The 19,294-nt window shown below is 43.6% G+C and carries 9 protein-coding genes and 2 pseudogenes; 5 read left to right on the top strand and 6 right to left on the bottom strand.

What is annotated here, in order from left to right:
* The 3 genes and pseudogenes from QUA54_RS24575 to QUA54_RS24565 all read left to right on the top strand — a co-directional run.
* Window positions 1-227, top strand: a pseudogene (locus QUA54_RS24575) (hypothetical protein); the annotation flags it as partial.
* A 650-nt stretch (window positions 228-877) separates the two neighbouring features.
* A complete protein-coding gene (locus QUA54_RS24570) occupies window positions 878-3,676 on the top strand; it encodes an ATP-binding protein (RefSeq protein WP_333416690.1) in 2,799 nt (932 codons plus the stop codon).
* 1 nt (window position 3,677) lies between these two features.
* Window positions 3,678-5,582, top strand: a complete 1,905-nt coding sequence (locus tag QUA54_RS24565; RefSeq protein WP_333416689.1) for an EAL domain-containing protein — start codon at window positions 3,678-3,680, stop codon at window positions 5,580-5,582.
* A 107-nt stretch (window positions 5,583-5,689) separates the two neighbouring features.
* Here QUA54_RS24565 and QUA54_RS24560 read toward each other — a convergent pair.
* From QUA54_RS24560 to QUA54_RS24535, 6 genes and pseudogenes are all read right to left on the bottom strand, one after another.
* A pseudogene (locus QUA54_RS24560) lies at window positions 5,690-6,271 on the bottom strand (Uma2 family endonuclease).
* A 186-nt stretch (window positions 6,272-6,457) separates the two neighbouring features.
* A complete protein-coding gene (gene ffh / locus QUA54_RS24555; protein WP_333198221.1) occupies window positions 6,458-7,897 on the bottom strand; it encodes a signal recognition particle protein in 1,440 nt (479 codons plus the stop codon).
* 168 nt (window positions 7,898-8,065) lie between these two features.
* Window positions 8,066-8,416, bottom strand: a complete 351-nt coding sequence (locus tag QUA54_RS24550) for a hypothetical protein (RefSeq protein ID WP_333416688.1) — start codon at window positions 8,414-8,416, stop codon at window positions 8,066-8,068.
* 203 nt (window positions 8,417-8,619) lie between these two features.
* On the bottom strand, window positions 8,620-9,159 hold the full coding sequence (locus tag QUA54_RS24545; protein WP_333416687.1) for an NB-ARC domain-containing protein: 540 nt from the start codon (window positions 9,157-9,159) through the stop codon (window positions 8,620-8,622).
* A 99-nt stretch (window positions 9,160-9,258) separates the two neighbouring features.
* Window positions 9,259-9,429, bottom strand: a complete 171-nt coding sequence (locus QUA54_RS24540; RefSeq protein ID WP_333416686.1) for a hypothetical protein — start codon at window positions 9,427-9,429, stop codon at window positions 9,259-9,261.
* A gap of 414 nt (window positions 9,430-9,843) precedes the next feature.
* Window positions 9,844-10,623 carry a calcium-binding protein gene (locus tag QUA54_RS24535; protein ID WP_333416685.1) on the bottom strand — a complete coding sequence of 260 codons (780 nt, stop codon included), beginning with the start codon at window positions 10,621-10,623 and terminating at the stop codon, window positions 9,844-9,846.
* A gap of 506 nt (window positions 10,624-11,129) precedes the next feature.
* On the opposite strand from QUA54_RS24535, the gene QUA54_RS24530 reads away from it, so the two are divergent.
* Together QUA54_RS24530 and QUA54_RS24525 are read left to right on the top strand one after the other, a co-directional pair.
* Window positions 11,130-13,517 carry a GAF domain-containing protein gene (locus QUA54_RS24530; RefSeq protein ID WP_333416684.1) on the top strand — a complete coding sequence of 796 codons (2,388 nt, stop codon included), beginning with the start codon at window positions 11,130-11,132 and terminating at the stop codon, window positions 13,515-13,517.
* A gap of 299 nt (window positions 13,518-13,816) precedes the next feature.
* The gene (locus QUA54_RS24525) at window positions 13,817-19,273 is read left to right on the top strand and encodes an AAA family ATPase (RefSeq protein WP_333416683.1); all 5,457 of its coding nucleotides are present in this window, start codon (window positions 13,817-13,819) and stop codon (window positions 19,271-19,273) included.
* Window positions 19,274-19,294 lie beyond the last annotated feature (21 nt).

The following is a 19,294-nucleotide window of genomic DNA, read 5'->3' as shown; positions in this document are numbered from 1 at the left end:
TACCGAAACATAAACCTATTCATATTCACTCATTTATTTATTATACATCGCTGATGTTATTAAATTTTCATTCCTTAGATGGGGTGTGGGAGATTAGACGTATGCCTGGAAGAAAAAACGAAACTGGCAAACAGCGGATTTCAACGCTATCTCGGTCAGCCCCCTATGTTTCCGGCGATCGCCCGTGCAATCAAATCTTTTTATGTTTTGCATCTGATTCAACCTGAACTCATGGCACTGTTGAGTTTAGGGTTGATTTAGCTACTATGCACTATAGACTATTAAGCTATTGTGCATCTAGTTTGCCATTTCCTCAGTTTTAGAATCCTTGTGGGACGGGCCACCGATCCCGTTTAAAACCGCTATTAAGCTGGCGTAAGCTTAGGACTTACGCATAGATACCCCAAAGCCCCTTCCCAAGTAGGCTTTCAAGTACCCCTTTTTCAAGCCGTTCCCCTCTTTTTAAGCGCAGCACGAGGGAGGTGGGTTTCAGGCCGTATCGCGCGTAAGCCCTGACTATAATTGTATGCTTAGATCAATTAGGATTGAGGTCAAGACCTACAAGTGAATGGAGGTGTACTCAATATCAATGCAATCTGCACGTAGGCTCACACTGCCACCCCAAGCAAAATATACCGCGTTTGAGATTTAGGGAACTTCAGTCTTAAATGGGGTAGCTGTTTTTTTTTTCATAAATTTGTCAACTGTACCAGTATTAGCTGCTCATTTCACTCCAGTTATTCAACAATAAGATATTATGAAATCAATTGGCTTTAAAGAGAGAGGGAATCAATAATTTCCCTAGAACTAACTTTAAATAAGCAACAGTGAGCGACTGTTGTTATTGAAACAATCCACATACTAAAATGACTCCGCCATGACACTAATCGCAAGTGAGCATGAACTTGCAAAAAGCCCTCAAAAAATCCCGCTGCGCCTCGTCTTAGTCGTACCATTTGTCCTGCAAATCTTTGCCGCTGTGGGACTGACAGGTTGGCTCTCTCTACGCAACGGCAAAACTGCCGTCAACAACGTTACTAGCCAATTACGAACAGAGGTACTCGCCCGCATCAACCAACAACTAAACACTTACTTGGAAACGCCCCACTTGGTCAATGCCATCAGCGTCGATGCTATTCGCCGCTTTGGGTTGTGGAATCCAGACAATATGGGTTCGATGAGAAGTTACTTTTTCTGGCAGCTCAAGCAATTTTCCACCGTTAATTACATCAGTTTTGGAGGCGAAAAAAAAGAATTTGCAGGTGCTGGATATAAGGATGATGGCACTGTTGTTATTGAAATAACCGATCGCTCTACTAATTTTATCGATACGATCGTCAGCGTAGATAGAGAGGGCAACCCGACTCAGTTTAAGGAAACCCACCCAGACTACGACCCCCGCATTCGAGGCTGGTATAAAGCCGCAAAAGTTACAGGCAAACCCCAATGGAATAAAATTTATCAATATTTTATTCAACCTAGCCTAGGAATCTCCGCTAGCCAACCTGTTTACGACAAAAATGGCACTTTTCGAGGAGTTGTAAGTACCGATCTATTTCTCTCAAAAATCGGCGATTTTCTCCAAAGTTTAAAAATTGGTAAATCTGGCAAGACTTTCATAATAGAACGCTCGGGCTTGCTAGTGGCTTCTTCCACCGCCGAGAAGCCATTTATTAACACAAAAAATAGCAAAAAAACGCAAAGATTAAAAGCGATTGAAAGCAGCGTACCTTTGATCGAGGGTACAGCGCAGCATTTAATAGAACGCTTTGGTAACTTCAACGAAATTGACAGCAACCAGCAACTAGACTTCATCCTAAATGGCCAGCGGGAATTCGTGCAAGTATCCCCATTCCAAGATGGTCGAGGTCTTGATTGGCTGATTGTTGTAGTCGTTCCAGAAGCCGACTTTATGGAGCAAATCAATGCCAATAGCCGCAGCACAGTCCTACTCTGCATTTTAGCGTTAGTGCTAGCGACGTTGTTAGGAATCCTCGCCTCCCGCTGGATTACCCATCCTATTTTTCGTTTGAGTAAAGCAAGTAGAGCGATCGCTAGCGGTCAATTAGACCAAGAAGTAGAGGTAAATGGCATAGATGAACTGGGAATTCTCGCTCAATCTTTTAACCAAATGGCACAGCAATTGCGCGAGTCTTTTGCTGCTTTAGAAAATACTAACTCAGAGTTAGAAAATCGAGTAGAAGAACGGACAAGTGAGCTAAAAGAGGCAAAAGTTGCCGCTGATACTGCTAACCACGCCAAAAGCCAGTTTCTCGCCAACATGAGCCATGAACTCCGCACCCCCCTGAACGGGATTCTAGGATACGCTCAAATTATGGAACGCGATAAAAGTACCACTCCTCAACAAAAAGATGCTATCCAAATTATTCACCATTGTGGTTCGCACTTGCTCACCCTGATTAACGATATTTTAGACATTTCTAAAATTGAAGCCAGTAAAATGGAACTTTACAGTTCAACTTTTAATTTTCCTTCTTTTCTGATCGAGGTTGTAGAAATCTGCCGCATCCGAGCTGAACAAAAAGAAATTATATTTAATTATCAAGTATTAAATCAACTTCCTAACGCTGTCAATGCTGATGAAAAACGACTGCGCCAAGTTTTGATTAACCTTTTGAGCAATGCTATTAAATTTACAGAAAAAGGAGGTGTTATTTTTAAGGTAGGCGTAATAGGTAATGGGGAAGACTCCGACCAATCACCACTTACTAAAATTCGTTTTTATATCGAAGATACTGGGGTTGGGATGGCACCAGAACAGTTAGAAAAAATATTTTTACCGTTTGAGCAAGTCGGAAATAGCCAGCAGAAGGCTGAAGGCACCGGGTTAGGATTAGCCATCGCACAGAAAATTGTTCAAATGATGGGAGGCGAAATAAAAGTCGAAAGTAGACTCGGTAAAGGCAGCACTTTTTCCCTTGATTTAGAGTTGACTGAATCATCCGAATATATTGCTCAACGTTCGAGGAATAATTCGACCAATTTAAGGGGTTTCAAAGGAAATAAAAATAAAATTTTGTTAGTAGACGATCGATGCGAGAATCGAGGTTTTATTAAGAATCTTTTAGAACCGCTAGGTTTTAAAATTATGGAAGCTTGTAATGGACAAGACGGTTTAGATAAAGCCACTGATTTTCAACCAGATCTGATTATTACAGACTTAGTGATGCCAGGAATGGATGGATTGGAAATGTCCCGGCGCTTTCGGAAATCATCAGAGTTTAAAGATGTAATATTGATAGCATCCAGCGCTAGCGTGTTTAACTTCGATCGGCAAAATAGCCAAGAAGCAGGTTGTAACGAGTTCCTGTCAAAGCCTATCCAAGTAGAAGAATTGCTAGAAGTATTAAAGATTTACTTGCAAATAGAATGGATTTACGAGCAACCTGCTGATTTGGCGAACGAACAGCAGGAAGGTTTCACTAATTTATTAAATGTTCAAAGTGGTGAGCTGGTGATACCGCCATCAACAGAGCTTGTAGCGCTATTTAATGCGGCTCGAATCGGCGATATTGAAGCTGTGGAGCAGGAAGCCAATAGACTCAAGCAGATACACGGCAACTATCTACCCTTTGCTAACAAACTATTGCAATTTGCCAAAAATTTTGAAGAAAAAGAAATACTAGCTTTTGTAAAAACACATTTTGGAAAATAAAATGCTTACCCCAAAAGACAATGTAATTTTAATTGTTGACGATCACCCGAATAACCTCAAACTTCTGTTCGATTTTTTTAAGGAGTCAGGCTTCAAGGTTTTAGTTGCTAAGGATGGGGAAAGTGCTATTGAAAAGCTACAAGAAGTTTCGCCAAATATCATATTGTTAGATGTGATGATGCCGGGGATAGATGGGTTTGAAACCTGCTACCGCTTAAAAGCATCGGTGGCAACGAAAGATATCCCTGTGATTTTTATGACATGTCTTACCGATCGCGTGGATAAGGTTAAAGGTCTGTCAATGGGGGCAGTAGATTATATCACCAAACCCTTTCAGCAAGAGGAAGTCCTAGCCCGCGTGCAGCTACACCTGAGACTGCGAAATTTGACCAAGACCCTGGAAGAGCAAAATGTGCTTCTCAAAGAGGAAATTGAAGCCCGAAAAGAGGCGGAAGCCGCCTTGCAGAAACTCACTTTTGAATTAGAGGAACGGGTGGCTTCTCAAACGGCTGAACTTAGACAAGCCTGCAACGAGCTTCAACAGGCTCAAGTTCTGTTGTTGCAAAGGGAAAAAAAATTAGGACATGATGCTTTTCACGACGCACTAACGGATTTGCCCAACCGTGCTTGGTTTATGAATCGCCTCCAACAGGCGATCGACTTGTCATACAGACGTAAAGATTATTTATATGCGGTGCTATTTATTGACCTCGATCGCTTTAAAGTTGTCAATGATAGCCTCGGACATTTGGTTGGGGATGAATTACTAAAAAGCGTTGCTCGTCAACTGCAAGCTTCTTTACGCCACACAGATGTAGTTGCGCGGTTTGGAGGAGATGAATTTGTGCTCTTGCTAGAAGATATTAAAGATCTTGATGAACCAATCAGGGTGGCCGAACGCATCCAAAACCAATTAAGGCAGCCGTTTAATTTGAATGATTATGAAGTATTTACTCAGGTCAGCATTGGCATTATTCTGAGCACAATGGGTTACGATCGCCCAGAAGACGTGCTCAGAGATGCGGATATCGCAATGTATTATGCTAAAGCTGAAGGCAGAGGGCGTTACGAAGTTTTCGATCCAGCGATGCAAACTGTTGCGATGACGCGCTTGCAGTTGGAGAATGACTTGAGAAGGGCGATCGCGCTACAAGAATTTTGCCTTCACTACCAGCCAATTGTCTCGCTTTGTACGGGGCAACTCAGTGGCTTTGAAGCTTTGGTGCGCTGGTATCACCCATCTGGTAAGATCTACCCGCCTGCCGAGTTTATCCCTGTGGCGGAAGAAACTGGTTTGATCAATGAACTGGGGTGGTGGGTTTTGCAGGAAGCTTGTCACCAGATGAGTATTTGGCAGCAACAGTTTCCCCAAACACCTCCCTTGGCGATTAATGTCAATCTTTCCGCCGTGCAGCTCAAGCAAGTAAACCTACTCAATCGAATTGAGGAGCTTTTGCAGCAGACTAGAATTCCAAGCTACTCTCTCAAACTAGAGATTACTGAAAGTTGCATTTTAGAAACAGTATCAAGGGAAGAAAAGATGTTGAAGCAGCTAAAAGCTCTAGGCATTCTGTTGTGTATCGACGACTTTGGCACGGGCTACTCTTCTTTAAGCCGCTTACACGAGTTTCCCATTGATACTTTAAAGATTGACCGCTCTTTTGTCAGCCGCATTGGGGCAGACAACAGTGGCGTAGAAATTATTCAGACGATCGTGACGCTGGCTCGCAGCCGAGGTATGGATATCGTGGCAGAAGGTATAGAAACGCCAACACAGCTACAGAAACTGCGAGAGTTGGGGTGTGAGTTGGGGCAAGGATATTTATTTTCTAAAGCTGTAGACAGCTTCAAGGCAACCGAACTATTAGGCAGAAAAATAGGGCTATTAAGCTGGCATCACATCTAGTTTACCTCGTTGAAAAGGAATTTTCGGTAAACCGATCGATCGCCAAAATGCGTCTATTTTCCAAAAGTTAAAAAAACAATACCGGAGGACACGGCAATGCCGTTTTCTTACCCCAAAATAATCATTACTTGCCTTAAATTCAACACAAATCCTGGCAATACGTCTTCCCCAGATAACTCGGCAGGATTGATTAATATTTCTACTTCTGCTTGGTGTCGATAAATCTCTATTTGCCTGTTTTGCCGATCGATCGACCAGCCCAATCTGGCGCCGTTGTCCATATATTCCCGCATCTTAGTTTGAAGGGTGGAGAGACTATCGGATGCCGATCGCAATTCTACTACAAAGTCGGGACACAGGGTAACAAAGCCTTTGCGCTGTTTTGGTGTCAAGGCTTCCCAGCGAGTTCGACTCACCCAGGAAACATCGGGAGAAAGGCGAGCACCGTTGGGGAGGATGAATCCAGTAGAAGAGTCAAAGCCTTCTCCTAAATCTTAGTGTGTTTCGCACCAGTTGCCTAGTTGCGTACTGATACTAAGGTTTCTCTGACCTGATTCTCCTACTCTAGGTGGATTCACTATTAATTCTCCTTCTGCGGTTCTCTCTAATCTCAAGTCCGGATTTGCCAATGCTAGGGCCTCGAATTGCTCGCTACTGACAAGAAGCCCGATCGAATTTGGCAATTTTATAGATAGGGTTTCTGGTTGAGTAGCAGGCTTTTTTCAGGTAGAAACTGGCAACAAGAAAAGAGTTAAAGTTTGATAGTTCTTACATATTCCACCAATACTAATAAAGGAATCTCGGACTGGGTGGGGGCAGGTTTACAAGATTATCGGTTTTAGGCAATTATTGTTGGTGAAACCCGCCCCCACTTTTTACAACTGTCCGAAACCTTTCTTGGGCTTATCTTTTTTCTTTTTCTTCTTCTGCTGGGCACCCATATAGCCGCGGGCACCGGGCTGCATTCCGGGGCCGCCCATTCCGGGCATTCCGGGCATTCCGGGCATTCCGGCGAAGTTGCCTTGACTCATTTGCTGCATCATGGTGCGCATTTTCTGGAAGTCGCTCACCAGCTTAGTTACGTCGTTTTCAGCGTAGCCCGCGCCTTTGCCGATGCGGCGGCGGCGGGATGGAGAACTTGCTAAAAGTTCGGGGTTCCGGCGTTCTTCAACTGTCATCGAATTAATCATGGCTTCGGTGCGTTTTAGCTGCACTTCTCCCTGCCGCATTTGTTCGTCTGAGAGTTTGTTCATCCCCGGAATCATTTTCATGATGCCGCCGAGGGAACCCATATTTTTTAACAGTCTGGTCTGCTTGAGAAAGTCGGTAAAGTCAAACTTTGCCGTGAGCATTTTCTCTTGCATTTTTTCGGCGTCGGCGATGTCGAATTCTTCTTGCGCTTTTTCTACTAGCGTCAAGACATCGCCCATGCCGAGTATTCTCGATGCCATGCGATCGGGATAAAATGGTTGCAAGGCTTCCACTTTTTCGCCGACGCCGACAAATTTAATCGGCGCGCCGGATATTTGCCGGACGGATAAGGCTGCACCGCCGCGGCTGTCGCCGTCTAATTTGGTTAAGATTGCGCCGGTAATGCCAATTTGTTCGTGAAAGGTGCGGGTTAAATTTGCTGCTTCTTGGCCGGTCATGGCATCAACAACTAACAGCGTTTCGTGTGGTTGTACTGTTTGTTTGATGCGGGCCAATTCTGCCATCATGTCTTGGTCGATTTGCAGGCGGCCTGCTGTATCGACGATGATGGTATCAATGCCGATTTGTTTGCCGTGTTCGATGCCTTGGCGGGCAATTTCTACGGGGTCAATGTCTTTGCCTAATTCAAATACTGGTACGTCGATTTGTTTGCCGAGTGTGAGCAATTGATCGATCGCCGCAGGTCGATAAATGTCGGTTGCGACTAGCAGTGCGGTACGATTTTGTTTGCGGAGGTGCAGCGCTAGTTTGGCGGTAGCGGTGGTTTTCCCTGTTCCTTGCAAACCCGCCATCAGGATAACTGTGGGCCCGGATTCGGCTGTGGCGAGGGGTACGTTGGTCTCCCCCATGACGCGCACGAGTTCGTCGTGGACGATTTTGATGAATTGTTGGTCGGGACGGACGCCTGAAACGACTTCTGCGCCTTGTGCTTTGGCTGCGACCTCTCCGATGAAGTTTTTGACTACTTGGAGGTTGACATCGGCTTCCAGGAGGGCGCGGCGGACTTCTTTGAGCGCGTCTTGGATGTTGGACTCGGAGATTTTATTTTGTCCGCGCAGTTTTTTCCAGGTGGATTCGAGTCGATCGGCGAGGGCTTCAAACATAGGGCAATGTAGGCTAGTCAGTCTTTTTTATTTTAGGGCTAAATGGGGCTGTTTGGATTAATGTTTTGCTAATTTTTCAATAATCCTTTCAGGGCTGGCTAGAAGCCCACCCCACAAGCAAATTATTCATGTGTTGTGGAACAGGCATCTTGCCTGTTCTTAAAACTGCTATAAGATGTGAGTTTTTATGTATTCTGCGATCGCTGGTTGGACTGTGAAGATGGCGCGATCGCCTTTTTGGACTTTTTCGATTAATGACCTGCGTCTCAATGATTCGACGGCTTTTAGGAATTCTGAAGGGGATAATTCCAGAAGAGCTGCCTTTTTGGAGATTTCGACTGCTTTGATTTGATTTGCTAACCATGACATTACTTGTTTTTCGCTTTCTGACAAGCGCTGAAAATGTTGGTGCAATAAATATTCTAAGTCTCCTAAAACTAGGCTACCATAGGATAAAAAATCCGAAATTTGGCCACTAAATAAGTCTTTTATTGCAGCAGATACTATATTTAACCACAAGGGGTTGCCTCGGTAAAGGTCTATCAATTCTGACCAGTTTTGAGATTCGGCTAGGCCTTTTTATGTGAATATTTCTCTTGCTGGTTCGCCTAAACCATTGAGTTGCAATGTTTGACAATTTTTGCGATCGCCTTCTAATGATGCAATTTCTCTGGGTTTTTCCCAACTGAGCAAAACTAAGCAACTGTTGTGACATGATTCTGCTATTTGTTTGAAGAAAGTGCCATAATTTCATAGCCTTGTTTGTAGTTTGCTGCTAGTTGTTTGCTGCTGAAGATTGTTTGCACGTCATCGAGTACAATTAGACAGCGGTAGGAACGCAAATAGTCGATTAAATCTGGTAATTCGGTTTCTTGCTGCTGCGAGAGGAATTTAATTAAGTCGGTTTGGAGGGTTTGGAGGGGTGGTGCGTCGCAGAGGATTCGCCAGATAATACAGTCAAATTCATATTGAATGTGTTGGATTAGTTGGAGTGCGATCGCACTTTTGCCACTTCCGCTTAATCCTAAGATGCTGATGAGACGGGTGCGGTTTTCCAAAATCCATTGTTTGATGGTGGAAAGTTCGGATGTGCGATCGAAAAATGTCGAGATTTCTGGTGCGTCGCCTAAGTCGATGCGGGGCTGTTTTGCTGTGGGTTGGGGGTTGTGGGGCGAAGTGGGCGATCGGGCTTTTTCACGACAAACGTTAAGGTTATGATTAACAGTTATCTTCTCGCCTGTTACATTTTTAATAATAGCCAATTGATAATTATAAAAATTTGTCTTTTCTAATACAGTCCTAAAATTTGTTTTAGTAATATCTTTTTTCAATCCTTGATAAAGTATTTTCCAAAGTTGTGATCAGACATTTCTGACATGACTTGGACTTGAGTAAACTTCTTGAGCAATTTGCGTGTAAGTTGTGTCTTGTAACGTTCCCCGCAGAATAGCTTCTTGCAGGTAATCTAAATGCTTTTCCGTCTTAGCAAAAATTAGCTCATCTGCCAGTGTTAAAACTTCAGCAATATCCATAGATTAGGGAGAAGCTGGAGTTTACGCAATTCATTATACCTGACATTTCGTACATTTCGTATATTTCCGCCATTGCCAGCATTACTATGCCCTACTTTAGTTGTAGATGTTCTAGGTTAACAACCTCGCACTGCCTCCAGAAACACTTTCAAAGCTTTTTTTTCGGCCTTTCTAGGCATTTTTCAAAAAAATAATTATAGCTCCAGCTAAGGCTTCGACGCAGTATTTTCCCCATCAAACTCGGTTTTTGCGTGCGGGAACGTAAATAAATATCTAAAGGGATAACTGTTTTAATATCAATTCTGCAAAGTAGGGTTGCTTAGAGATAGATTTTCCGCGATATGTAGGGACACGGCACTGCCGTGTCCCCTACCCGGGACTAGGTATATCGCCCCTATAATTCCCTACAAATAACTAAGCCAAAAACTGGAATTGAGAACCATTAATTGCCAAAGCAAATGGACTTGCCTGTTCAAATGCACCGACAAGTTCAAAGTTATCCACATTTAAAACTACTCCCAAAATCAGTCCGTCTCTTCGGTTGCGAATCACCATATCATTTACAAATCCGTCGTTTTCGTAAGCGATTAGATTGTCGTTTTCAAAGAAAAGGTCTAGTTCTGTTAAACCGTCAGTCAAACCGATGCGATCGCCATCGTCAAACCTAAAATCTGTAATGATATCGGCTCCATTGACTCCAAATCCTTCGTTGCTTCTGAGCACAAATATGTCAGCACCGGCTCGCCCCGTGAGCACGTCAACTCCCCGATCGCCAGCCAAAAAATCGTTGCCTTCATTGCCGTCTAAATCGTCGTCTCCTTGCCCTCCCCGCAGGATATCGTTCGCGAACCCTCCAAAGATAATGTCATTTCCGGCGTCGCCCCTAACTACGTCGTTGCCATCATTTCCATCCAGGCGATCGTTATCTTTACCGCCGTAAATTATGTCATTTCCGCCGCCACCGCCGATAACATCATTGCCGTTATTTCCTAACAGCCGTTCGTTGGAATCCGACGAACCTCCTATAGTATCGTTGCCGTCGAGTCCCCAAACTCCCCAAGGAAAAGACGACAAACTTCCATCCTCTACGTCAATTTCATCGGATGTAGCGAATCCCAAAAAACGCGGTCCCCCGCCCGCAAATACAGGAAATCCAGTCAAATCCCCGATGAGATTGTTAGTCGTTAAAGCCATAACTATGTCCTTTCACAAATGCTGTTAGCTGTATTATATATTTTAATTCTTGGATTGCGAAATAGCAAGTTTATTTGGATTGTTTGCCAATTTTTATTTACTAGATTAGTGACTTGTCACCTGCTTGCCAATTACCAATTACCAATTATCAATTACCAATTACCAATTACCAATTACCAGGGCTGTGCCTCATTCAACCCAAAGCTGCTATATATCTCACCTCTGAGTCAAATAGCATTAGTTGCTGACACTATCCGCTAGTATCTACCGCTTATAATGGGTGTTACCCCCCACGCGGTAAACACGTTAATATCACCTATAACGTCGAGGCTGAGAGGTTGTTTGTGGAGAAAAGTCAAAGCCCCTGGGGCCATCGTCCGAGAAAACATCCAGTTTTCCATACCCACACACAAACTTTACAAACAGGATCTAAGCTCTTTACAAAGCCATAATCGCCGATCGCTGACGTTTTTTGGCAAAATCCACTGCTTTCAGGTGTTTTACTCATGTCTACTCCTAAATCGTCTGCCCATCAAAACAACAACAACTCCGTAAAATCACTGCCAGCGACAGATATCACCCCAACAGAGCAAGACAGTCACAATCTGCCGAGCGAACCAAGTATAGAACAGCTACTGGAAGCTTTGGCGGGTCAAGTACCCAGCCAACCTGCTGAAATTGAATGCTTGAAAACGTGGAAACAAGATTTAAAGCGACTGTTTCAATTTCTCGGCGACCGCCGCGTTTTAATCGCAGTAATGGAACCGGGAACTTTTGCCCTGCGTTATGCTAACGCGGCATTTTGTCGCTTGGCCGGTTGGGAGGGAACGTCCTTGGCAACTCAATCTACCAACGGTTGGTTTGCAGAAACTGACATCACTCTGCTGGAACTGTTCGAGGATTGGGGCGGCAAAACAGCAGAACAATTGTACCGCAACCACCTTTTGCACTGGGTATTTAAGCAATATTATCAAATTGACATCGACGGTTTGCGGGTGCTAGACGAACCCGTCACGGCGAGTGTAAAAAACCCCAAACGCCGAGAACCCAGATTTATTGAGTTTTGGCTGGGTTCGGAACAGTTAAAAATTACTCGAATTGACTCAAAAATAGATGAATTTGCGGATATTTCTTTAAGATTAATGCCTGTTGCGGAACGGGAAGCTTGGCTGATGCAGCCGAATCAACTAGAAAATTTAGCCGATCGATTGCACTTGGATAATTACCGCGTAGAAGGTTTGCTGCTGCTAGAAGGTTTTGATGTCACCGTGCAGGAGCAAATTCGGCGGCTGACTCAGTTATTGATCGATCGAGATTCGATGCTGGGGCCAGACAAATTTGAGAAAATCGATCGGTGTTTGCGATCGCTCTTCAATGCTGACGGCACTTTGCTGCTGCGGCCCGACGGCGATCAGGTACAGCTATTAATTGCAAAAGACGGCCAACATTTGCAGCCGATTCTTTATTCAATGCACTCCCTAGAAGCTTCTCACTTTTTGAAGGCCACAGCAGCAAATCAAGTTTGGAACGTGCCAGACTTGCGCAGGGACTGCGAAACCGAGTGCGATCGAACTTTGCGGAAAATGGGGACTCGATCGATGCTGCTGATACCGCTGGTAGTCAAATCTGTCACCCGCGAGGGGTGCGGGCAGCGGATTTTGGGTGTCGTGGGGCTGTTGTGCGATCGGCCCAACCACTTCAACGGCATTGACGCTCAACACGCCCAAGAACTCATTCCCGCCTTCATTGCAGCCCTGCGGCAAGCCATCCAAGAGCGGTTTACCCACATTCACAACATCCACCCCGCAGTCGAGTGGCGGTTCGCCCAAGAAGCAGAAAGGCGAAGTTGGGGACTGCCCCCAGAAACAATCGTATTTGCTGAGGTTCATCCGCTGTACGGAATTTCGGACATTCGCGGTTCTAGCGACGAAAGAAACCGAGCCATTCAAACTGATTTGCTCGAACAATTCCGCTTAGGTTTAGTCGTAGCCGATGCCGTTTGCGAAACACAAACTACCCACCTCGGCGAGCAACTGCGGCTCGATTTGCTCGACTACATCCAGCATTTAAAACAAAAAGTAACAGTCGATATGGAGGTGCGAGCAACCGAATATTTAAACAACCGTTTAGAAGTATATTTTGACTATTTTGTGCAGTGTGCCCCCAGGGTTCAGGCAGCAGTTGAAGCTTACCGAGCAGCCTGTGAAAACGAACACAACTGCGTTTACAGCGATCGTACCCGCTACGACCAAATGCTAAACCTAATCAGCACCAAACTCCAAGAAATCTGGGCCCGCTGGCAAGAAAAAATGCAGCAAATTCTCCCCCACTACTGTGACATCGAATGCACCGACGGCATCGATCACATGATTTATGCAGGAAAATCGATCGACCCCAAATTCAGCCCGTTTCACCTGCACAGTTTGCGGTACGAACAACTGCGAGCAATTTGCGACTGTGCCCGCGCAGTTTTTCGCTTGCAAGCCGAGTCTCAAATTAACATGGAACTCACACATTTAGTCTTAGTGCAGAATACCACGATCGACATTTTTCACAACGAAAACACCGAAAAAATGTTTGACGTAAAAGGCACTCGCGACATCCGCTACGAACTCGTGAAAAAGCGGATCGAAAAAGCCGTTGACAAAGACGCACAAGAGCGGATTACCCAGCCAGGAATGTTAACGGTAGTTTATTCAACCGAAGACGAATGGGAAGAGTACCAACAATACTTGCGCTACTTGTCTCGCGAAGGTTGGGTAGAACAAAAAATTCAGACTGGCATGGTAGAATCACAACAAGGAGTCAACGGTTTGAAATTTGCCCGCGTGCGTATTTTGCCGGAACCAGAATCACTTTCTACTATCTGTGAAGTAACGGTTGTTACCGATTGAGAACCAGCTCAATTGCCTGTTTAAGGCGGAGTGCGATCGCTCCCATCCCCTCCTATTTTAAGCGCAGTGCGATCGCTCCAATCCTTAAAAATGGCGGAGCGAAATCATTCTGGACTCACACACAAGACCGATATTACATTTAAGATTTTTGTTGACACTCGCGAACACTGCCGCGTTGTCACTTAGTGTATCTTCGGTGTGATTGGGTAGCGAAAAATACACGATCTGAATCACAGCAAATCCAGATAAAGTAGTGTTAATCTAATAAAAATTAGCTCCTGTAATTAATAATTCAAGTTATGTTGAAATTCTCCAAATACCAAATCAATATTACTCTGCACGAAGGCGTCGAAACAATAATCTATCGCGGACAAACACCGACAGACGGGCCAGCAGCAATTCTGAAAGTCCTCAAAGCCGAATATCCCACACTCGAAGCCATTACCAGGCTCAAACACGAATATCAAATCCGCCAAAATTTAGACAGCGAACAAATCGTCAAAGCCATCAGTCTCGAAACATTTGACCACCGATTAGGAATCGTGTTAGAAGACTTTGGCGGGGAATCCCTCGCAAAACTGCTGGAAAAAGAGACGTTGAGTCTGCAAGCAAATTTAAACATCATCATTCAAATAGTCAAAGCCTTACAATACCTGCATTTTCAGCACATTATTCACAAAGACATCAAACCCAGCAACATCATAATTAACTCGCAAACAAAACAAGTAAAAATCACCGACTTCGGCATTGCCACAAAACTGAACAAAGAAAACCCGCAATTTAACAATCCCAACTCCGTCGAAGGAACCTTAGCCTATATGTCACCCGAACAAACCGGGAGAATGAACCGCACCCTCGACTACCGCACAGACTTTTATTCCCTTGGCATCACATTATATGAAATGCTGACAGGAAAATTGCCTTTCCCCAGCAACGACCCCTTAGAAATAGTTTATAGCCACATCGCTGTTCAACCAATATATCCCCATCAAATCAATTCAGAAATACCTGTCGCCATCTCAGAGATAGTAATGAAATTGATGGCAAAAAATGCCGAAGATAGATATCAAAGTGCGGCCGGATTGTTAGCAGACTTAGAAAATTGTTTGCATCAGTTAGAAACCACCGGACAAATTGCCGACTTCATGCCCGGACGCTTAGATATTCTCAGCCAATTGTTAATCCCTCAAAAATTGTACGGTCGGGAAAATCAGGTTAATGAATTGCTAGCAGCATTTGAACGTGTAAGAGCGGGTTTAGCTAACAACTTGTTAGGAAAACCAGCAACCTTAGAACAAAACCAGCCCGCATCAGGAAGCAGCGAATTAATGCTAGTATCAGGCTACTCAGGCATCGGTAAATCAGCCGTAGTCAACGAAGTTAGCAAACCCATTACCCGGTCAAAAGGTTACTTCATCAGCGGCAAATTTGACCAATTAAAACGCAACATTCCTTATGCCTCATTAATCCAAGCATTTAACTCCTTGCTGCGGCAATTGCTCACAGAAAGTGCAGTTTCATTAGAAATATGGCGCACTAAAATTTTAACAGCACTGGGAACCGACGGCCAAGTAATTGCCGACGTAATTCCCAAAGTTGAATTAATCATCGGCAAACAGCCAGAAGTCCCAGAGCTCGCCCCCGTAGAATCTCAAAATCGATTCAATCGGGTATTCAAAGAATTTATTCGCGTTTTCGCCCAAAAAGAACACCCCCTAGTTATCTTTTTAGACGATTTGCAGTGGGCAGATTCAGCAACATTAAAGTTGATGCAAATACTGATAACTGACCCTGACCAAGAATATTTGTTGCTAATCGGTGCCTATCGAGACAATGAAGTTAGTCCGACCCACCCTTTAATTCAGACTGTAGAAGAGATTGAAAAGACGGGTACGGTTGTCAACAATATCGTGCTGCAACCGCTGGATTTAGAAAATGTGACTCAATTAGTCACTGAAACACTTAACACTTGCACAGAAAAAGTAACAAATCTAGCCGAGTTAATCTGGAATAAAACGGGCGGCAATCCTTTTTTCTTGACCCAATTACTTCAAGCACTTTATCAAGACTCTCTTTTAACATTTAAATTTAATTACGTTACAAATGAGGGAAGTCAAAGTGGCTGGCATTGGAGTATCGATGAAATCCAAGCCATTGGAATTACCGATAAAAGTGTGGTGGAACTGGTAGCTTCTCGCATTGAAAAGCTGCCCGAACCCACGCAAGAAGCCTTGAAGCTAGCAGCTTGCGTGGGAGATAAATTTGCTCTAGATGTGCTGTCACTTGTTAGCGAAAAGTCAGCTAATACTACAGCTACTGAACTTTATTCAGCTTTGCAAGCAGGATTAATTCTGCCCTTGAGCGATGCTTATCGCATTCCTTTAGTTTTCGATCGAGCCGAATCAATCAATCTCAAGTTAGACACTTCGCGGGTTAGTTACAAATTTTTGCACGATCGCGTTCAGCAAGCCGCATATTCGCTAATTCCCGAAGACCAAAAGCAATCCACCCATTTAAAAATTGGTCAATTACTGTTACAGAATACTCCACCAGACAAGCTAGAAGAAAACATCTTCGATCTCGTCAATCAGTTGAATGTCGGAATTGACACGATTAGCCAGCCAGCAGAAAAGATGCAGTTAGCAAAATTAAATTTAACTGCTGGACGCAAGGCAAAAGCCGCGAGTGCTTATGAAGCTGCTGTTAGGTATTTGCGGGTGGCTATGGAATTACTGCCAGCGGATTGTTGGCAAAGTCAGTATGACTTAACATTAGCAATTTACGAGTCAACAGCCGAAGCTGAATACTTAAACATCAACTATGAAGATTCAAAAAAGCTGGTTGATATTGTACTGCAAAAATCTAAAAAATTACTGGACAAAGTTAATGTTTATGAACTTCAAATTCAGTCTTATAACGCCCAGAATAGACTTGTAGAAGCACTCAATACAGGACTGGAAGTCCTGAAACTGTTAGGCATTTCTTTTCCTCAAAATCCCAAGCCGCTAAATATTGTGGCGGGACTGATTAATACAAAACTGAGCTTAGGATTGAAACGAATTGAGGATTTAGCTAACTTGCCAGAAATGATCGATCCCGAAAAACAAGCAGCCATGCGGATTTTATCAGGGATTCTCAGCAGTGCTGTTCCGACCAAGCCCCGCCTGGTACCGCTACTGGCATCTAGGATGGTCAAGCTGTGCATTAAATATGGTAATTCGCCTTATGCAAGTATTGCCTACGTTTATTATGGCGTAATTATGTGCAAGCTAGGGGACATTAGTTTGGCATACCAATTCGGTCAACTGGCAATTAGGCTGTTAGACAAATTTCCATCCCGTTCAATCAAAAGTAGAGTTTATGCAACCTTTGGTTCTTTTATTAACCACTGGAAAGCCTCTGTCAAGTCAGGATTAGGCGATCTAAAAGAAGGTTTTCAAACTGGGATGGAAACTGGAGAGTTGGAATATGCTGGTTATTCTATAGGTGAATATTCTTTCAAAAAACTGTCGATAGGAGAGCCTCTAGATTTGGTGGAGCAGGAGACTGGTAAATATATGAAACTAATGCAGCAATCTCAACTAGAATTTGCTGTACCTTATATAAGTATAGGCAGGCAGACAGCCCTCAATTTGCGCGGTCAAGCTGTCGAACCCTGCCATTTAGTCGGCGATAACTTTAATGAATTAAAAACACTCCCGGTTTTAATAGAATCTCAAAGCTTTTTTTTAGTTAGTGTGGTTTATAATGTCAAAACTCAGCTTAATTTTATCTTTAGAAACTACGCGACAGCCTTGGAAAACTCAAGGTTATTTGAGAAATATGAAGAAGTTGCAGCCGGATTTTATGTAGTGTCCCTAAATAATTTTTACTCCTCTCTCACTCTTCTCGCTTTGTATCCCCAAGCGGACAAAGGGGAGCAAAAGCAATATCTGGAAAAAGTTGTACAGAACCAAAAAACGATGAAAAAATGGGCAGTTCATGCTCCGATGAACTATCAACACAAATACGACTTGGTAGCAGCGGAAACAGCGCGAGTTTTGGGGCAAAATACTGAAGCAATGGAATTGTACGATCGCGCAATTGATGGAGCCGCCAAAAACGGTTACATTCAAGAGGAAGCATTAGCCTATGAATTAGCAGGAGAATTTTATCAAGCTTTGGGTAAAGAGATAGTTTCTCAAGCATATCTGACTAAAGCCTATTATGGATATATCCATTGGGGAGCCATAGCTAAAGTTAAACACTTAGAATCAATACATCCTTTCTTAGCAGCACAGACGCGCGCAATTCAAACCCCAACCCTCGATGTCACCCGCACTACCACTGGAAATACTACCAGTAGTAGTTTAGGCGATTTCTTAGACTTAGCTACTTTTATTAAGTCGGCGCAAGCCATTAACGGTGAAATTGTTCTAGAAAAATTGTTGACAAAATTAATCAAAATTATTTTAGAAAATGCGGCGGCTCAAAAAGTAGTGCTGCTGCTGCTAAAAGACGATATCCTCTGCATAGAAGCTACTGGCAGTTTTGCGGATGATAAAGTAACACTTTTACCCTCTATTCCCGTAGAAAATCGTCAAGATGTTCCCCTGTCTGTGATTAATTACGTACACCGCAGTCAAAAGCATCTGGTTTTAGACAATGCGACTGTCGCCGAACCTTTTAAGGTAGATACCTATATTCAGAAATATCAACCAAAATCAATTCTCTGTTTGCCGATAATTTATCAATCTCAGCGGCGGGGAATAATTTATCTAGAAAATGCTTTGACAGTAGGAGCTTTTACAGCAGAGAGAGTAGAAGTCTTCAAAGTGTTAATTTCTCAAGTTGCTATTGCTGTAGAAAATGCTGGTTTGTACGCGCGCGAGCAAGAGAAATCTCAACAGTTAGAAAAATCTTTCAATGAACTGCAACAAGCACAATTGCAGCTAATTCAAGGTGAAAAAATGTCTGCTCTGGGCAATCTGGTTGCTGGTGTCGCTCACGAAATTAACAATCCAGTCGGTTTTATTTCGGGGAATATTACCGAAGCTAATGCGGCTGTGGGCGATTTAATTAGCCACTTGAAGTTATATCAGGAAGAAGTGATTAATCCTAGCTCAAAAATCGCACAGGATGCTGAGGATATCGATTTAGAGTATCTTATAGAAGATTTACCGAAAATGCTGGGGTCGATGAAAGTTGGGTGCGATCGCATTCGCAATATTAGCACTTCTCTCCGCACGTTCTCCCGTGCGGACACCACCCGAAAAGTGTCGGCAGATATCCATCAGGGAATTGATAGCACTTTAATGATTTTACAGCATCGATTGAAAGCAAATCAAGACCGTCCGCTGATTCAAGTAGTTAAGGAGTATGGCAATATCCCGAAAGTTAAGTGTTATTTGGGACAGTTGAATCAGGTGTTTATGAATATTTTGGCAAATGCGATCGACTGTTTTGAGGAAGCAAATAAAGTTCGGAGTTTTGCGGAGATTAAACTGGCGCCTAATATCATTACCATCAAAACAGAGATGGATGATGAAAATCAAACTGTTGTGATTAAGATTAGAGATAATGGCAGGGGAATTCCCGAAGAAATTTTAGCGCATATTTTTGACCATTTATTCACTACCAAAGGTGTTGGGAAAGGTACGGGGTTGGGGTTGTCTATCAGCCGCCAAATTGTGGTAGAAACCCACGGCGGGTGTTTTAGTTGTGATTCTGTTGTGGGTCAAGGGACGGAATTTACGATCGCCCTGCCGTTGAGTTAATTCATATGTTGCACCATTTTC

Origin of the sequence: Microcoleus sp. MOSTC5 (assembly GCF_036701825.1) — a bacterium.
GTDB lineage: Bacteria > Cyanobacteriota > Cyanobacteriia > Cyanobacteriales > Microcoleaceae > Microcoleus > Microcoleus asticus.
Note: the sequence above shows the minus strand (reverse complement) of the source record. Positions and strands in the feature narration are given on the sequence as shown.